Source organism: Cerasicoccus frondis, assembly GCA_031296915.1.
GTDB classification, from domain to species: domain Bacteria; phylum Verrucomicrobiota; class Verrucomicrobiia; order Opitutales; family Cerasicoccaceae; genus Cerasicoccus; species Cerasicoccus frondis.
The window spans coordinates 355269-371521 of sequence record JAVDPC010000001.1; the positions used below are offsets into that span (position 1 = coordinate 355269).

At 53.5% G+C, this 16253-nt stretch carries 14 protein-coding genes; all 14 read left to right on the forward strand.

Going from position 1 to position 16253, the window contains the following annotated elements; all coding sequences use genetic code 11:
• Positions 1-28: 28 nt before the first annotated feature.
• Positions 29-904 carry a bifunctional methylenetetrahydrofolate dehydrogenase/methenyltetrahydrofolate cyclohydrolase FolD gene (gene folD / locus RBB63_RS01465; RefSeq protein ID WP_309380373.1) on the forward strand — a complete coding sequence of 292 codons (876 nt, stop codon included), beginning with the start codon at positions 29-31 and terminating at the stop codon, positions 902-904.
• A gap of 2 nt (positions 905-906) precedes the next feature.
• The gene (locus tag RBB63_RS01470; RefSeq protein WP_309380375.1) at positions 907-1506 is read left to right on the forward strand and encodes an RDD family protein; all 600 of its coding nucleotides are present in this window, start codon (positions 907-909) and stop codon (positions 1504-1506) included.
• Between the two features lie 100 nt (positions 1507-1606).
• Positions 1607-2833 carry a response regulator gene (locus RBB63_RS01475; protein WP_309380377.1) on the forward strand — a complete coding sequence of 409 codons (1227 nt, stop codon included), beginning with the start codon at positions 1607-1609 and terminating at the stop codon, positions 2831-2833.
• Positions 2826-3629, forward strand: a complete 804-nt coding sequence (gene proC / locus RBB63_RS01480) for a pyrroline-5-carboxylate reductase (protein WP_309380379.1) — start codon at positions 2826-2828, stop codon at positions 3627-3629. Before RBB63_RS01475 ends, proC begins: the two co-directional genes overlap by 8 nt.
• Positions 3630-3631: 2 nt before the next feature.
• The gene (gene folK, locus RBB63_RS01485) at positions 3632-4114 is read left to right on the forward strand and encodes a 2-amino-4-hydroxy-6-hydroxymethyldihydropteridine diphosphokinase (RefSeq protein ID WP_309380381.1); all 483 of its coding nucleotides are present in this window, start codon (positions 3632-3634) and stop codon (positions 4112-4114) included.
• Positions 4108-5475, forward strand: coding sequence for an aminodeoxychorismate synthase component I (gene pabB / locus RBB63_RS01490; protein ID WP_309380383.1), 1368 nt, complete (start codon positions 4108-4110; stop codon positions 5473-5475). The genes folK and pabB overlap by 7 nt, the downstream gene beginning before the upstream one ends.
• A 36-nt stretch (positions 5476-5511) precedes the next feature.
• Complete coding sequence (locus RBB63_RS01495) at positions 5512-6312, forward strand: aminotransferase class IV (RefSeq protein ID WP_309380384.1); 801 nt, start codon at positions 5512-5514, stop codon at positions 6310-6312.
• Positions 6313-6372: 60 nt separating this feature from the next.
• Positions 6373-8139 carry an SLC5/6 family protein gene (locus RBB63_RS01500; protein ID WP_309380385.1) on the forward strand — a complete coding sequence of 589 codons (1767 nt, stop codon included), beginning with the start codon at positions 6373-6375 and terminating at the stop codon, positions 8137-8139.
• On the forward strand, positions 8136-8288 hold the full coding sequence (locus RBB63_RS01505; protein ID WP_309380387.1) for a hypothetical protein: 153 nt from the start codon (positions 8136-8138) through the stop codon (positions 8286-8288). The genes RBB63_RS01500 and RBB63_RS01505 overlap by 4 nt, the downstream gene beginning before the upstream one ends.
• Positions 8289-8328: 40 nt before the next feature.
• Positions 8329-8751: a hypothetical protein gene (locus RBB63_RS01510; RefSeq protein WP_309380389.1), complete on the forward strand. Its 423-nt coding sequence runs from the start codon at positions 8329-8331 to the stop codon at positions 8749-8751.
• 202 nt (positions 8752-8953) lie between these two features.
• A complete protein-coding gene (locus RBB63_RS01515; RefSeq protein WP_309380391.1) occupies positions 8954-9871 on the forward strand; it encodes a LysR family transcriptional regulator in 918 nt (305 codons plus the stop codon).
• 108 nt (positions 9872-9979) lie between these two features.
• On the forward strand, positions 9980-11218 hold the full coding sequence (locus tag RBB63_RS01520) for an MFS transporter (RefSeq protein ID WP_309380393.1): 1239 nt from the start codon (positions 9980-9982) through the stop codon (positions 11216-11218).
• A 66-nt stretch (positions 11219-11284) separates the two neighbouring features.
• Entirely contained in the window at positions 11285-14395 is a 3111-nt protein-coding gene (locus RBB63_RS01525) for a glycoside hydrolase family 2 TIM barrel-domain containing protein (RefSeq protein WP_309380395.1), read from the forward strand.
• A gap of 136 nt (positions 14396-14531) precedes the next feature.
• Positions 14532-16022 (forward strand): hypothetical protein, encoded by a 1491-nt coding sequence (locus RBB63_RS01530; protein WP_309380397.1) that lies wholly within the window; start codon positions 14532-14534, stop codon positions 16020-16022.
• Positions 16023-16253: the final 231 nt, after the last annotated feature.

The window sequence follows — 16253 nt, forward strand, 5'->3', positions numbered from 1 at the left end:
GGCGACGGGGGGTTCTGCAATCGCCCGCATGGAACTGATCGACGGAAACGCGATATCCGAGCAAATTCTCGAAGAACTGAAGGCTGAGCTGGCCACGCTCAATGGCCCCAAACCCGGCGTGGCTTTTGTCCGCGTGGGCGAAGACCCAGCCTCCGTTTTTTATGTCAACAAGAAGCAGAAGGTTGCCGCGCAAATTGGCGTTGAAAGCACCCTGCACGTTCAGCCTGAGAACATCACGCAGGACGAACTGCTCGCGGTGATCGATCAGTTGAACGCCGATCCTGCCGTCCACGGCATTCTCGTCCAGGCCCCCCTGCCCAACCACATTGAAGAACGCGTCATTTTTAACCGCGTTTCGCCCGATAAAGATGTCGACGGCTTCAACGTCATCAACATTGGCAAGCTCGTCCAGGAAGACCCAAGCGCTTTCGTCGCCTGCACGCCAGCCGGCGTAATCGAGCTACTCAAGCGCAGCGGCGTCGCCACCAGCGGCAAGCGCGTCGTGGTCGTCGGTCGTAGTTTGATCGTCGGCAAGCCCGCCGCCCTGCTCCTGATGATGAAAGCTGAGTTCGGCAACGCCACGGTGACCATTGCGCATTCCCGCACAGCCAACCTTGCCGAAGTAGTGAGCGAGGCGGACATCGTCATCGCCGCGATGGGTAAGGCCGCCTTCATCACCGCTGACATGGTTAAGGAAGGCGCCGTCGTGATCGATGTGGGCATCAATCGCGTGGATGACGCCACTAAGAAAAAAGGCTACCGCATTGTCGGCGACGTCGATTTTGACGCAGTATCTCCCAAGTGCGCGCAGATCACCCCTGTCCCGGGTGGAGTCGGCCCCATGACAGTGGCTATGCTGATGAAAAATACCGTCAGCGCCTATCGCCGCGCAGTCAGCGCCTGATCATGGCGAAACGAAACCCCTCTCAGCCTCCCCCGCTGCCTCAACAACTGCCTGAATTGCCAGTCATTGTTGTCGCAACGCGGGAAAAGCGGACTATCAGCGCACTGCTGGACTTTTCCATCATTCTATTGGTGGCGGGATTTCTCCTGAGCAAGTTTTTCTGGCCGACCATGTATCCTCAAACCTGGACAGAATACATGGCTTGGTCGGAGGCCTACATGCAGGATTTCCCGGAAATCCCCCCTTTGTCCATGTCGGCCCAAGAGGGAATTCTATTCGCCTACACGCTCACCGCAGGTTTGGTTTGGCTGTATTTCTTTCTCAGCGAGGTCCTCATGCAAGGAAGCTCGTTGGGCAAATCCGTCTTCGGGCTTCGCGTCATGAGCCTGCGCCATGCGGGTCCCCCCACTCCGCTCGAAGCCGGCGTCAGAGCCAGCATCAAGGCGTCCTGCATCTTTATGGTGGTCCCATTGCTGGTTGTGAATTACTTTGTCATGCTGTTTCACCGACAGCGACAGGCGCTGCACGACATCCCCGCTTCGACTCTGGTGGTGGCTGCTCCAGCCATGATTACGGTTGCGGCATCGGACGAAACCCAATGATTAATTTAACTTGCGACGTCTAAACGACTTCATATGTTAGGCAGTCTGTTGAAAATTTGAGTAACAACACCCCGGTTTTAGACCATAATTTTCCTGCGCAGTGCCTCCCGAATCTAAAAAACAGCTCATCCTCGTCGTTGACGATCAACCGATCAACATCAAGCTGCTCCAGCGTAAATTAGAACGTGAGGGATACGAGGTATTAACCGCCTTCAACGGCCAGGAATGCCTGAACATCGTCAGCCAGCGCAAGCCGGACCTGATTCTACTCGACGTGATGATGCCGGAAATGGATGGCATCGAGACCTGCGAGAAGCTGAAGGAAAACGAAGAAACGGAAACGATCCCCGTCATTTTCATCACCGCGAAGTCATCCAAAGAAGGTAAGTTGGAAGGACTTGGAGTCGGCGCTGTCGACTACATTACCAAGCCGATCGACCTGGAAGAGACTTTGGCGCGTGTGAAAACCCAGCTCCGCATTCAGGAGATTTATCGCGAGAACATCGAACTGCAGACGCAATTGGGTGAAATTCGCCGTAGCGCCGCAGTGGGCGCCATTACTCAAGGCATCGCCCACAATTTGAATAATCTGCTCGGTGTTGTCGTCGGCTATCTCGACTTGTTGCGCAACGGCTATGACAGCCCAGACATGGTTAAGCGCAGCGTATCACTGATGGATCAGGCCATTCAGCGCATGGTGAACATCATCCGGCACCTAAGCTCGATTGCCACCAACGAGCGCGTCCAAATCTCTCCATTGCAGATCGGCATCCTCATCGATGGGGCCTTGGAGCGTTTCAAGGACGAGTATGACGTAGAAATGGAGGCGCCGGTTGAATACTCCATTCCAGAGTCGTATAAGTTCGAAGCAAACAGCGAAGTCTTTGAAAGCGTCTTGCTGAAACTATTGGTCAACGCCTGGGAGTCCTACCCCAAGAGCACTGAGGACGAAAATAAGAAGATCGCGCTGAAGGTAAAATTATCCGATGATGCGCAGACCCTGCTGGTGAAAGTACTGGATGAAGGGAATGGCATTCCGGCCGATATTCGGGACCATATATTTGATCCGTTTATTACGTCGAAAACTTCGGTTGGGCGTGGCCTTGGCCTGACCATGGCGCGACACGCGATGCGCAACCTCAAAGGAGATTTAACCCTCGTAAATCGCGCGGATACCGGCTGTGTCGCCACCATGCATCATCCCGTCAAGCAACCCACTATAGAGCCTGTGATTCCGAACAGCGGTTCGACCCATCAATCGCAAGGCGCCTCCTTAATTTCCACGCGGACGGAGAATATCGCGAGCAGCGTTTCACGGCATGATTAAAGTAGCGTTTATTGGCGCCGGACGCATGGCGTCCGCCATGGTTCGCGGCCTGCTCAAAACAGGCCATTACAGCCCCGCTGAGATTGGCTGCACCTGTGGCGATGATCCCACTGGTCCCCAATTGGCCAAGAGCACCGGCATCGTTTATGAGCCGGAATTGGAGAAATTGCTCAGCGCTTCAAGCATCATCGTGCTCGCTTGCAAACCGCAGCAGTTCAACGGGCTCAATGCGACGATTGCCGCCTTGGCCAAAGACCAGCTGATCATTTCGATTCTAGCAGGCATCCCCTTAGCTCGCATCAACGCGCGTTTTCCGGACGCCCGCAATCGCGTGCGCTCCATGCCCAATACTCCCGGCCAGATTGGCGAAGGCATCAGCGCCTATGCCAGTGACCAACGGCTGTCCGATTCCGACAACGAAATTGTTCAATTGGTCCTTGGCGCATTGGGTGAAGTGGTCGCCGTGCCTGAAGATCAGTTGGATGCCGTAACCGCTGTTAGCGGCAGTGGTCCAGCCTACGTCTTTGAATTCACCGCCGCACTGGCTGAAGCAGGAATCGCGGCGGGACTGCCTCCACAAGTCGCCGCCAAGTTGGCGCGCCAAACGGTTATCGGTTCAGGCAATCTATTGAAAGAGTCCTCCGAGGACCCAGAAGAATTGCGCCGCCAGGTGACTTCGCCGGGAGGCACCACTCAGGCAGCGTTGGAGCAATTTTCCGATGACAAGCTGCGGGATATCGTGCGCCATGCAGTCATTGCCGCCAAAACGCGGTCCATCGAGCTGGCTCAAGGCTAACTGTGGCTCGTGCCTACATCGGCTTAGGCGGCAATGTCGGAGATCGCGCCGCCGCTCTCCAACATGCCTTGGCGGAATTTGAACAGGCGCATGGCATCCAAAGTGTCCGTAGCTCATCGTTTTTTGAAACCAAGCCGGTTGGGCCGATTGAACAGGCAGACTTTCTAAATGCGGTCATCGAAATTGAGACCAGCCTCTCGCCCCACGAATTGTTGGCGCTTGGTCAGCAGATCGAGCAAAGCTGCGGTCGAACCCGGGACGTTCACTGGGGCCCACGCACGTTGGACATTGATTTACTCGCCTTTGGGCAAAGTAAGATTTCGACCGCAGAGCTCACCCTCCCCCACCCCGAAGCCACCAAACGCGCCTTTGTTCTAGCGCCATGGGCCGAGCTTGCCCCGCATTTCGTCATCGACGGCAAAAGCATCGCAGAGCACCTTGAGGAAGTTGGCTGCGAGGGCGTACGTAAGTTTGACTGTTGCTGATAGAGCCTCAGGCTGTGCGGATGGCCCTGCTTGAGCCCAACAATCTATCTCCAGAGGAGGCATTCGCGCGCTTACGCCGTGAAGCAGGTTGTTGCTGGCTGGACAGCGGCTCAGGCTCCAGCAGCTTGCAACGTCACTCCATCCTGGCCGCCCGTCCCTCGATGACCCTGCGGGCATGGGGGCCACGCATCGAGCGCATAACAGCCGAGGGTATTGATTACCTGACCGGAGACAGCCTGGAGATCTTGGCGTCAACAATTGAAGCGCATGCCAATCAAGTCGAGTTTGCCGGAGGCGCCATTGGGCATTTCAGCTATGAATTCGGTCGTCGGCTTGCTGGTCAAAATGATCAGCGCGGGCGGGCACAGCATTGGCCAGACTTCCAGTTTCAATTCTATTTGGCGGTCTATGTCTACAATCACGACAATGGGATTGCGTCATTGCGAGCAACCGACACGCCAGACGGGCAACAGGCGTTACAGGCGCTGCAACGCATACTCATGCTCCCCCCCGCCGAAGATGGCCCGATGTTTTGCGGCGCGGATTTTACCCCCAATCGAAGTCGGGAAGACTACTGCCAGGCAGTTGCGAAAGCACGTCAACACATTGCCGCGGGTGATATCTATCAAGCGAACTTGGCGCAGTTTTTCTCTACTGCATTTCAGGGCGACCCCGCCACCTTGTTTAACCGCCTGCGTCAGCAAAACCCCGCTCCTTATGCCGCCTACCTGCATCAGGGGAACCGACAAATTCTGAGCAGCTCACCAGAACTTTTCCTACAGGTTCAAGGCGATAGAATCGTCACACGGCCGATTAAAGGCACTCGTCCACGAGGCGCGAACGAGGCGGATGATGCATGCTCTCGCATGGAGTTACTCGCCAGCCCCAAGGAACGCGCTGAACTGCTGATGATCGTCGATATGGAGCGTAACGACCTCGGTCGCCTCGCAAAATTTGGGACTGTCCGCGTAAATGAGCTGTATCGCCTAGAGAGTTACGCTACCGTTCATCACCTGATTGGCGAAGTGGAAGCCACGCTAAGGCCTGGCGTAACGCTGCGCGAACTGCTTTGCGCCACATTCCCAGGCGGCTCCATTACTGGCGCTCCCAAGCTGAAAGCCATGGAAATCATTGCAGAACTCGAACCCTCGCCCCGCGATATCTTTTGCGGATCGATCGGCTGGTTGGGATTCAACGGCGACATCGCACTGAACATCGCGATTCGCACCATAACCTGCCAGGAAGGCCGAGCCGACTTCGGAGTTGGCGCGGGCATTGTTTGGGACTCCGAGCCGGAAGCCGAATACGACGAAACGCTTCACAAAGCCAAGGCGCTTTTTGCTGCATTGAAAAGCGAATAGGCTTCCACCTGTATCACCTTTCTGTAATATAAATTCATGAAAATCGCGTTCAATGGCGAGTTGATCGAGCACGATCAGGCTAAAATTGGCATCTATGAGCCTGCAGTGCTCTACGGTCTGGGCTGCTTCTCTACCCTACGACTTCAAGGCGGCATGCCGCGTTTTTTCCAAGAGCACTGGCAGCGTTTTACCAGCAACATGCAGGCGCTCGATATCCAACTGGAACTCGACCCAGATAAAGTCCATGAACACATTGTCGAGCTTGGCCGCGTGAATGAATTTTCGGAAGGCTGGGTCCGCTTTTCCTGTCACCCCAGACACGAAGGGATTGATTTCACTATATTCGTTACCGCGCCACGCCGTGCAGACCCGCCAGATCTCTACCGCCTCAAATTTAGCGACTGGCCCCACCCCGGATTAAGTCCTTATTCAGCCATCAAGAGCAACAACTACGCGCTGTTTCGCGCCGCGCATCTGGAAGCACGCGCGGAAGAATGGGATGAATGCCTTCTCAGCAATGCGCATGGCGAAGTTGTCGAAGGCGGCATCAGTAATTTTTTCTGGGTCGATGAGGAGCAATGCCTGTGCACGCCTCCCCTATCAAGCGGCGCGCTGCCGGGCGTTATTCGCGGAAAAGTCATGGAGCTCTTTCCAGCCATTCGCGAGCAGTCGCCGACACGAGAGCAGTTGCTTCGTTCGCCGGAAATTTTCATCACTAATTCGTCCTTTGAAATCAAGCCCGTGTCCACCTTGCAGGATTACAAACTAACAGCGCCCGGTGAAATTACATCCAAGGTGACTGCAGCATTTCAGGCGGCTTTTCCTGAAGTTCGTTAAACTTAGGCGCCATTTTATGCTGGCTCTTGGCGCGCCTCATGCTTCAAATGCCGCCCCAAGGTGGCATCTTCTACTAATACTGAAAAAGAACAATGGAACTCCCGACTGGGGGTGATTCTGGCAGTCGCTGGCAGCGCTGTGGGCTTGGGGAATTTTCTTCGTTTTCCAGGACAAGTCGCACAGAATGGCGGCGGCGCCTTTATGATCGCCTATTTTATTTCGTTTCTGCTGATCGGCCTACCGATCTGCTGGGCCGAATGGACAATGGGCCGACACGGAGGTCAAAAAGGCTTCAATTCCAGCCCGGGCATCTTTAATGCAATCTGGCGGAGCCCAATCTCCAAGTATGTAGGCATCATCGGCGTCATCATCCCGGTAGTCATTTACATGTACTACGTCTACATTGAGGCATGGTGCTTGGGCTATGCAGTCAATTTTGCTCTGGGCAACATGGAGTTCACGACGATTGATGAATCCAAAGCCTGGTGGGGCTCATTCATCGGCATTGAAAATGATGGGCAGGCCTTTCAGGGCTTTGGCGTTTCACACGTTGGCCCATACCTCTTCTTTGTGTTTATCCTGAATTTCATCCTCATCTTTCGAGGAATTTCCGGTGGCATTGAGTTTTTCTGCAAGATTGCTGTCCCCACCCTCGTGGTGATCGCCGTCATCGTGCTGATTCGCGTGATGACGTTGACCACGGACGTCACGGCTCCCGAGGAAAACGTCAACAACGGCTTGGGCTTTCTCTGGAATCCAGTGAAGACTTTCGTGGTCGAAACCGATGTCGCTTCCGGTGATTCCACTCGACGCGAAATCGTCGATAAAGGCTTTAAGGCAAAGTATGCCAGCCTTGATGGCCAAACCGTTGATGGCGTGAAATACGAAGTCGATAAAGTCGGAGTCATTGAGCAATTACGCCACCCAGAGCTTTGGCTGGCAGCAGCCGGACAGATATTTTTCTCCCTCTCCGTGGGTTTTGGCGTAATCATCACCTACTCCAGCTACATGCGCAAAAATGACGACGTCGTGCTCAGTGGCCTATCCGCCACCAGCGCCAACGAATTTTGCGAAGTTGCGCTCGGTGGCCTGATCACCATTCCCGCTGCGGTGGCGTTTATCGGTGTTGCGGGTCTGGCAGGCGCTGGTTTGGGCACCTTCGACCTCGGTTTTAAAGTATTGCCGCTAGTGTTCTCGGAAATGCCGATTGGCAATGCTTTCGGCGCCCTTTGGTTCTTCCTGCTCTTCCTTGCAGCAATGACCAGTTCGATCTCGATGCTCCAGCCAGGCATCGCCTTCATTGAGGAGACGATGAGGGCTGATCGAAAACGCTCTTGCGCGATCCTCGGCATCATCACTGCGATTGGTTGCGGATTTGTGGTTTATTTCAGCGCTGGCATCAAAGCGCTGGACACACTGGATTTCTGGGTGGGCACGTTCCTGATCTTCGTGCTGGCGACAATTCAGATAATCCTCTTTGGGTGGGTGTTTGGCATCGACCGAGGATTTACCGAAGCCCATGAGGGGGCGGCGATCCGCATCCCAAAGATCTATAGGTTCATCATGAAGTACGTCAGTCCGCTGTTTCTGATAATTATTTTCGTCTGCTTTATCCTAACCAATGTATTCGGAATCAGTTTCACGGGCGGCGAACCGGATTTAAGCGGTTACGTGACTGACCTGATTGGAGGTGACGGAAAAACTGTGAATCTCGCTGCCTGGCTCAGCTTGGGTCTGGTCGCTATACTTTTTGCCTTTTTCGCGGTCCTGGTTTCCAGCGTAAGGCGTTACGAAGCTGTTCATAAAAACTGGAAGGAGGAAGCATGACCGCAGGTGGCTGGCTATTCATGATCGTTTCCGTGGGGGGCGTTATTGCGCTGTTCAGTTGGTGCATGTGGAAAGTGATGACCACGCCGGGAGAATCCGAGCACATTCATGGATTCAACGTCGATGAGGAAACACTGGATAAAGAATAACAGACGCTGCGCGGAGCAAAGCGCCGGTCTGATATTCGCATTGCTAGTGTTCCTTTGCGGCTGCGATTCCACTCAAGCTCACCGGGCGCGCCAATACTCAGAGGCGTTTGGAGGATTGGACGCAGGCGCCCAAAAGCGGGCGCTTGATGGTGGCATCGCCATAGGCGATAGTCGACAGGCGGTTTACATCGCGTTAGGCGCTCCACAGGCGCAATCAAAAGTCGAAAACGTAGAGACTTGGGAATACACCGCACGACCGATGCCGTCGGAAACGCCCTTCACTGATGGATCGGAACAATATTATCTCACGCCTAACAGCGGAGCTTGGTCACCGGATTGGGCTGATAATTCAGGCTATCTATACTTGGAGTTTGTAGACGGACGTCTCGATCTTTGGGATTACCAGAAGGCTGGTTATCAGTTGAAAATGCAGCACGGCAGCGAGATTCGTTTGCCGGATTAATGAGCATCAGAAGTTGCATTCAGCTTTTCTGAATGCGCCCTCAGTGAACACTCATGGTCGTCTAGCGTGCGCTGCGCTATACTTGGCGCATGAAAAAGCGTATCATCCGCCTCTTTCGGCAACTACCAGCAATTACCATGTTCAACAGCCAGCAGTTGCCTAAAGGCCGCAAGCTGTTTATCAATGGGAGAATCATTTCGCTATGAGCTTGGATTTACACCAACTGCGCACCTTCTGTGTTGTCGCTGAGGAAGAAAATGTCTCGCGCGCCGCTGAACGTCTCTACCTCAGCGCCCCTTCGGTTAGCGCCCATATCAAAGCTTTGGAAGAGGAGCTGGGTGTGCGCCTTTTTACCCGTAGTTCTCGTGGCATGATGCTGACGGAGTCGGGGCGGTCCCTCTGGGAAGATGCAGAGAATATTTTAAAATATACTGCCAAGCTCCGCCGGAAAGCGCAATTGCTTGAAGGGGACGTGGCAGGCACGCTGCGCATCGGAGTAAACAATCCGCCTGAGACACTTTATATCGACGAAATCATTGGTCGTCTGGGTAAGCGCTTTGCCATGCTGCGCTTCGACTGCCAGTTCGGCCCATCTCAATTCACTCTCAGTGGTCTGAAAAATGAGGAATTCGACATCGCTTTCTTTGAGGGCAAAAGCGGTTATGCGGATATAGAATCCATTTCACTGGAAAAGCGCCGCATCCTGCTATTGGCGCCTCTGGACTGGGCTGACGCTTTAGCCAAAGCTCCGATTGCCCAACTCCAGGAGTATCCATGGATTTTCGCCAGCGAAGGCTGCTCACTGTATAAATTCACCAAGGAGTGGCAGGCCGAGCACAACATCCACATCGAAGAACGCATTCGCTCCAACAATGAGGAGCACTCAACGATGAACTTCGTCGCCAGTGGTCTTGGCTTAAGCGTCCTAACTGAAGAGGTCGTCCGGAACTCAGTCCATCGGGACAGAGTAGCGATTATTCCCCAGCTGAGCGGATCCGTTACCCTGTCACTCGGCTACTTAAAAAGCCGCCAAGATGAGCCTATGATTCAAGCGGCAATTCAAACCGTCCGTGACCTATGGCAGGAAAAAACAACCTCCGCCCGCGCTACACCAAGTTGACATTCCAGTTGCGCTAAAGACGTTTCCTGCCCAGCGTAGGTGAGTGACGCCTACTCTACAGCCAATCGCTTCACGCCGTTACATCGGGACTCACCTCCCCCACGGCCAATGAATCGGGATCGGAAAAACTACCTCGCGCATACACTCGAAGGCGGTTTGTTCATGGGCGGCATGTCGTTTCTGGCGGCCGATACAGTCCTAACGGTGATGGCGCAGCAGTTGGGGGCGCCAAACTGGCTGATATCTCTGCTGCCAACATCCATGTTCATCGGGCTGATTATGGCGCCGATCTTTACGGCGTCATTCATCGAAAGAAGTCGCTACATGAAGCGCATCGTCTTGTTTACCGGCGTGCCTCAACGACTGGTAATCCTGATTGCTGGAGTCATTATTATACTGTACGGAGATGAACACCCTCAAATAGCATTAGCGGCCCTCGCACTGGCGCCGATTTTATCAGGATTGAGCGGCGGCATCGGTCATGGCGCCTGGGTTCAGGTAGTCGCGCGAACGGTGCCCACGAATCGGCGTTCATCACTCACCGCAAACCGCAACCTCATCGCAGCGGCCATTGCCCTCGTCGCTGGATTCATCATCAAATGGCTTTTGGATCGCTATGACGGCTCGCTGGGCTTTGGGCTATTGCACCTAATCGCATTTGCCTTCCTGGTCTTCTCATACATCAGTTTCCTGTTTGTTGAAGAAAAGGTGGTGGAGCCTGTCAATGTGCAGCCCAAGCGAAGCTTCAAAGCCTACCTACGCGATTTAGTGGACATCCTGCGCGTAGATCGCAACTTCCGTAACTTCGCGATCATGCGGTTAATGGGGCCATCATCTAATTTCTTGATGCCCTTTGTCGCCATTTACGCAATCAGGGTTCTCGGCGCTAATGAGGGATTCGCTGGTGACGCATTGGTCGCCGCTACAATTGGTCAGGTGCTTGGCAATGTCGGCGCTGGCTATTTGGGAGACCGCATTGGGGGCAAAGTGCTCCTGGTCGTGGCGCGCGTGCTGTTCATCACGTCCTTTTTGATTGCCGCATTTGCCGAGAGTTACGCGGCCTTCATGGCGTATTTCTTCATCGCGAGCATGACCAAATACATCAACATCATTGGCAACATCACGCTGATGTTGGAAATCGCGCCCGATCACCGGAGGCCCACATACGGAGCGCTTGCGGGCATACTCAATGGTCCCTCTATGATTATCTTCGCGCTCGTTGGTTCGTATTTCTGGACAGCCTATGACTCCATGAAGCTGCAAGCAGTGTTCGCGACTGTAGGCATCCTCATATCACTCTACTTTATCTCTCGGGTGAAAGATCCCCGCTCCGAGTCACCAAGCTAAGCAGATTTTATCTTGCGGCAGACTGCGTAAAGACATGGATTGCTGATTTCTCCATCCCCGCAGTCTATGGAATATCCAATTCGCACTTCGAAAAATCTTTGGGAAATCCCCGAACTCACGCACTTGAACCGACTCGACATGCATTCCGGCATGCTGGGCTATCCAAGCGTCGAAGCCGCACGACAAGGTGGCCCGTCCGAGTGGACGCACTGCCTGAACGGTGAGTGGCAGTTCGCACTGTTTCATCGAGCATCCGACGTCAGCGACGATATGTTAACCGAAGACTTCGATGACACCGAATGGAGCGCACAGAAAGTCCCCTCTCTTTGGACGCTACAGGGTTTTTGGGATAAGCCGATTTATACGAACGTCAAAATGGCCTATGACAACACGCCGCCAGTCGTTCCAGAGGAAAACCCGACCGGCGTCTATCGACGCACATTCGAAATCAGTAAGGCCTGGGCCGAGCGGCGTACAGTGCTGCACTTCGGGGGGGTGGAAAGTTATTTCGAAGTCTACGTTAATGACGTCTTTGTAGGCATGTCGAAAGACAATCGCCTGCCGTCCGAGTTCGATATTTCATCGGTGATTAAAGAAGGCGCCAACACGCTCGCCGTCAAGGTGCTCAAGTGGTGCGACTCGAACTATATCGAGGACCAGGATCAATTCTGGCATGCCGGCATTTACCGCCGAGTGTTCCTGTACTCGACTAATAAGGCTTGGTTGCAGGATGTTTTTGCAGAGACCGATTACGACACCCTGACTAAGGAAGGTGAACTCGATTTGCAGATCAAGCTCGGGTTGGACATCGGCGCACATTTGCCCACTGGGCCACTACAAGGCTGGACGGTTGAAGCCGAGCTGCACGATGCACAGGGAGAGGTTGTATTCGCTGACAGTCAAGAAATCGATCCCCGCTACCGTATCAGCAATTACGCTGCGAATTTCTTTGCGCTGATTCCGAACTGCGCCGCCTGGTCCGCAGAAACACCAAACCTGTATTCACTGACTGTTTCGTTGTACAACGATGAAGGCGAATTGATTGAGGCGAAATCAACGCGTATCGGCTTTAACAATGTTGTAGTCGAGGGCCGTGAAATGCTCATCAACGGCAAGCCTGTTATGATTCGCGGCGTGAATCGTCATGAGTTTAACATGCGCACCGGTCGTTCGCTCACGCGCGAGGATATGATCGAGGATATTCTGATTCTCAAGCGTTTTAATTTCAACGCTGTGCGCACGTCGCACTATCCTGACGATGAACTGTGGTATGACCTCTGCGATGAATACGGCCTCTACATTATGGATGAGGCGAATCTCGAAACCCATGCCAACTATGCAACGATCTGCCGCGACCCACGTTGGCGCAACCAATTCGTAGAACGAGGCGTCCGCATGGTGCTCCGAGACCGCAACCACGCCTGTATCTTCAGTTGGTCTCTGGGCAATGAATCTGGTCATGGCGACAACCACGAAGCGATGGGCGCGGCAATGCTTGCCTTGGACAGCACCCGAATTTTCCACCATGAGGGCGAGCTGCACTTCCAGTGGAATCAAGGCCCCAAAGACTGGGCCGAAACGCAGCCCATTCACAACGAAATGATCAACCCGATGTATTCCAGCTTGGAGGAATTAAAGGAATGGGCGGAAACAACCACTGACCACCGGCCATTCATTTACTGCGAATACTCCCATGCGATGGGCAACAGTTGCGGTGGTCTCAAAGACTACTGGGAATTATTTGAAAGCTATCCAGGCCTCCAAGGGGGCTTCATTTGGGAGTGGGTCGACCATGGCATCTTAACAACCGACGCACAAGGCCGCGAATACTGGGGATACGGTGGCGACTTCGGCGAACCCCAGCATGACTCCAATTTTTGCACCGACGGGATGGTCGCGCCCGATCGCACAATCCGCCCTGCAGTTTGGGAATTCAAGAAGCTTGCGCAACCGATCGGCATTACGCAAATCGACCTGACCAAGGGGAAGCTGCGAATCGCAAATAAGAACTACTTCACCACGTTGGCTCAATACGTTGGCAAATGGAAAATTGAAACGGCAGGCGTAGTCGTTGCCGAGGGCATGCTGCCTGCGCTGAGCACGATGCCCGAAGCTTCAGAAGTTGTGCAACTCGACTTGCCGAAGATCACCCGCCGCGCCGACCAGGAGTCGTTCCTCACTGTTAGTTTCACGCTCCGCGAAGCTACGACTTGGGCGGAAGCTGATCATGAAGTAGCCTGGGAGCAGTTTTCCATGCCAGCCACAAACATCACTCCAGCGGAACCGGCTCCTTCGCAGGAAGTAACGATCGATGTGAGCGACTCAACGACGTCTATTAGCTGTGGAGACTTGGAGCTCATTGCAGATGTCAACGAACAGGAAATCACCGCCATCAACTTTGCCGGACAAAGCTTACTCAGCCAATCCGCCAAACTCAGCTGCTGGCGGGCGACAACAGACAATGACGGCATTCGACAATGGACAGGCCAGGATGAAAAGCCCTTGGGCATGTGGCTAAATGCCGGTTTCAATAACTTAAAGAAGAAAAGCCATAGTCTCAGCATTGATGGCGCAACCGTTTCTCAACGCACGATCTGGGTCGGCCAGGATGCAGACAGAGAGATCATACATGAGCAAACGCTTCAGGTTCTCCCTAGCGGCGTCTTGGCAGTTCGCCATGCTTTGGATTATCATCAGGAATTGCCCACCCTACCCCGGGTTGGCGTCGTGATGGCGACTCCCGCAGGTTTTGAGAACTTACGTTGGTACGGCAAAGGCCCATGGGAAAATTACATCGATCGCGATGCCTGCTGCCCAGTTGGCTTATATGAAGGCACTGTCGACGAGCAGTATGTTAAATACGCCATGCCTCAAGAAAACGGCGCCAAGTCTGATGTTCGCTGGTTCAGTCTGGACAACGGACAAGTTGGCTTACAATTCAAAGCCGATCCAACATTTGAATTCTCAGTTCGACACTATACCGACGAGGATATTTTTACCAGTTACCATCCTCATGAATTGGAGGATAAAAAGCGCGCTGAAACGCTGATTCACATCGACCACAAACAGCGCGGACTGGGCACCGGCAGTTGTGGCCCGCAAACATCTGAAGAGTACTGTATTAAACCGGGTAGCTACGCTTTCAGCTACACCATTACCCCCTACAGTCTGGCTTGAGCAATTACACGAAGTGAAATCAGAAGCGCTTCGTGTAACTTTCCCATAGCTTAAGGTCGGATCACCCTGCATTGGTGAGCCTAATACCCCACCATGCACTGTTGACAGAAAATTCGGTAACTGCCAGACTATCAGAATGATATCACACTTTAGGATTTTGGGCGCCCTCTTCTACGCACTGCCCGTTTCATTCATTTTTGCTGACGATGTCGCCGACCTTGCAGGCACTTGGGTTGAACATACCTTGGAGACGCCTACTGCTCTGAAGGAAACGTATTACAACTACGATACCCAGACCACCCGCACATCCCAAAACTCGCAAGACTACGCACAACAGAATGAAAGGCTGGTCGACACCTATTTCAGCACCAGCTTTGAGGCTGTGCAGGCTTCATTGAACATATCCACCGAGGGCGTTTACAGTGGGAGTGATTTTTCCGGCCAAATTCTGGATTTCAACCGCGGTCGCATCCTAACCAAGGACAATGACGAATCACTCGCCGAAGCAGTCCCGGTGTTTGTGAGTCTGCTCAATGAGCTCTTAGTCACCTCCGACACCGAAGACGATAGCCAGGAGCTCACGATTCTCGTCCGCGAACCAGCAACCCTTAGCCTCGCCGAGTTAGATGGCGATTGGACAATCGGCACCGCTTACATTCCCGCGACTCTTATCGAGTCTTACGCCTCTGAATCCGGCAATCGTCAGGCCGATAACAGTGACTATGCTCAGGAGGGCGAAGAGTTAGTCGACTTACATCGTCCTGACGAATTTGAGAGCTATTGGGGGGAGATTACCATCGATGATGGTAGTTTCAGTGGACTTTTTTCCGGGGAAGTCAGTACTAACGGGCTCAAGGCCCTCATTATGCCGGATGATCCAGATGCTGGCTCCCTCACCTTTTCCGTAAATCAAAGTAAGGACCTGATGGTGTGCACCGATTTCGATGAAGGCGAAAGCATCGAATTAATCATCCTGGCCCGAAAGCCTGCGTCTCTCAGCTTATCGGATCTCGAAGGAACATGGCGCGTCGCTTCACTAATCGTGCCAGTCGATTTGCGTGAAAGCTACTACAATGCAGACGCGGAAACAAACCGAGAGGGTGACATCAACGACTACGCTGGCAGCACTGGCCAGCCCGAACTGTTCGTTGATCTCTACTACACTTCCAACTTCAAAACTGAACAGGGCAGCATACAGATTGACTCACTGGGCTCCGTCAGCGGCCTCTTGAATGGCGACTTTAGCTTGGCGGGCGGCAACACCTTAACCTTCTCCGATGGCGAAGACCCCGCGCCAGTTTTCATCAATGCCTCGAAGACGTTCGCCTATAATTTCTCTCTGGATTCGGACGAGTTGAATATCCACGTACTCACCAAAACAAGTTCAAGCGCCCCACAAACATTTGCCGACCAAGTTGATGTGCGGCTGGTTACCGTCGACGGCGAAACGGTGATCACCCTCAACGGCGGCGATAACTTAAAAGTTGTGACCAGTAACAATCTGGATGGAAGTCCCAGCGACTGGAGTGAAGCAGATGCGCCATCCGGCACAAGTCTGATCGCTCTAGGCTCATCTGGCGGCAATGCGGAATTCTACAGTGTTACCCAGCGCGTAGACGTAGACTAATCCACCTCTTGAATCAAACGGGAGCCAGACTCGGCTACCCGGCATCGCCAAGCTCCGGGCCTATGATCGGAGCTTGAGTTTTAGTGGCATACCTACAGTGGTACAAGAACCTCCCTCAAAAATACCCGGCATCACCATTGGTCACTGCGTGACCCTAGTGTTCCGTTAGCTTAGTTTATTGCAAAATTGATTAATTTTGTGGAAGATGTCATCAGCTGAAGCGGTCCATTG

Excerpts from the sequence above, each read along its gene's own strand:
- folD (WP_309380373.1), top strand. The coding sequence starts at position 29 with ATGGAACTGATCGACGGAAACGCGATATCCGAGCAAATTCTCGAAGAA.
- RBB63_RS01470 (WP_309380375.1), top strand. The coding sequence starts at position 907 with ATGGCGAAACGAAACCCCTCTCAGCCTCCCCCGCTGCCTCAACAACTG.
- proC (WP_309380379.1), top strand. The coding sequence starts at position 2,826 with ATGATTAAAGTAGCGTTTATTGGCGCCGGACGCATGGCGTCCGCCATG.
- RBB63_RS01495 (WP_309380384.1), top strand. The coding sequence starts at position 5,512 with ATGAAAATCGCGTTCAATGGCGAGTTGATCGAGCACGATCAGGCTAAA.
- RBB63_RS01505 (WP_309380387.1), top strand. The coding sequence starts at position 8,136 with ATGACCGCAGGTGGCTGGCTATTCATGATCGTTTCCGTGGGGGGCGTT.
- RBB63_RS01515 (WP_309380391.1), top strand. The coding sequence starts at position 8,954 with ATGAGCTTGGATTTACACCAACTGCGCACCTTCTGTGTTGTCGCTGAG.
- RBB63_RS01520 (WP_309380393.1), top strand. The coding sequence starts at position 9,980 with ATGAATCGGGATCGGAAAAACTACCTCGCGCATACACTCGAAGGCGGT.
- RBB63_RS01525 (WP_309380395.1), top strand. The coding sequence starts at position 11,285 with ATGGAATATCCAATTCGCACTTCGAAAAATCTTTGGGAAATCCCCGAA.
- RBB63_RS01530 (WP_309380397.1), top strand. The coding sequence starts at position 14,532 with ATGATATCACACTTTAGGATTTTGGGCGCCCTCTTCTACGCACTGCCC.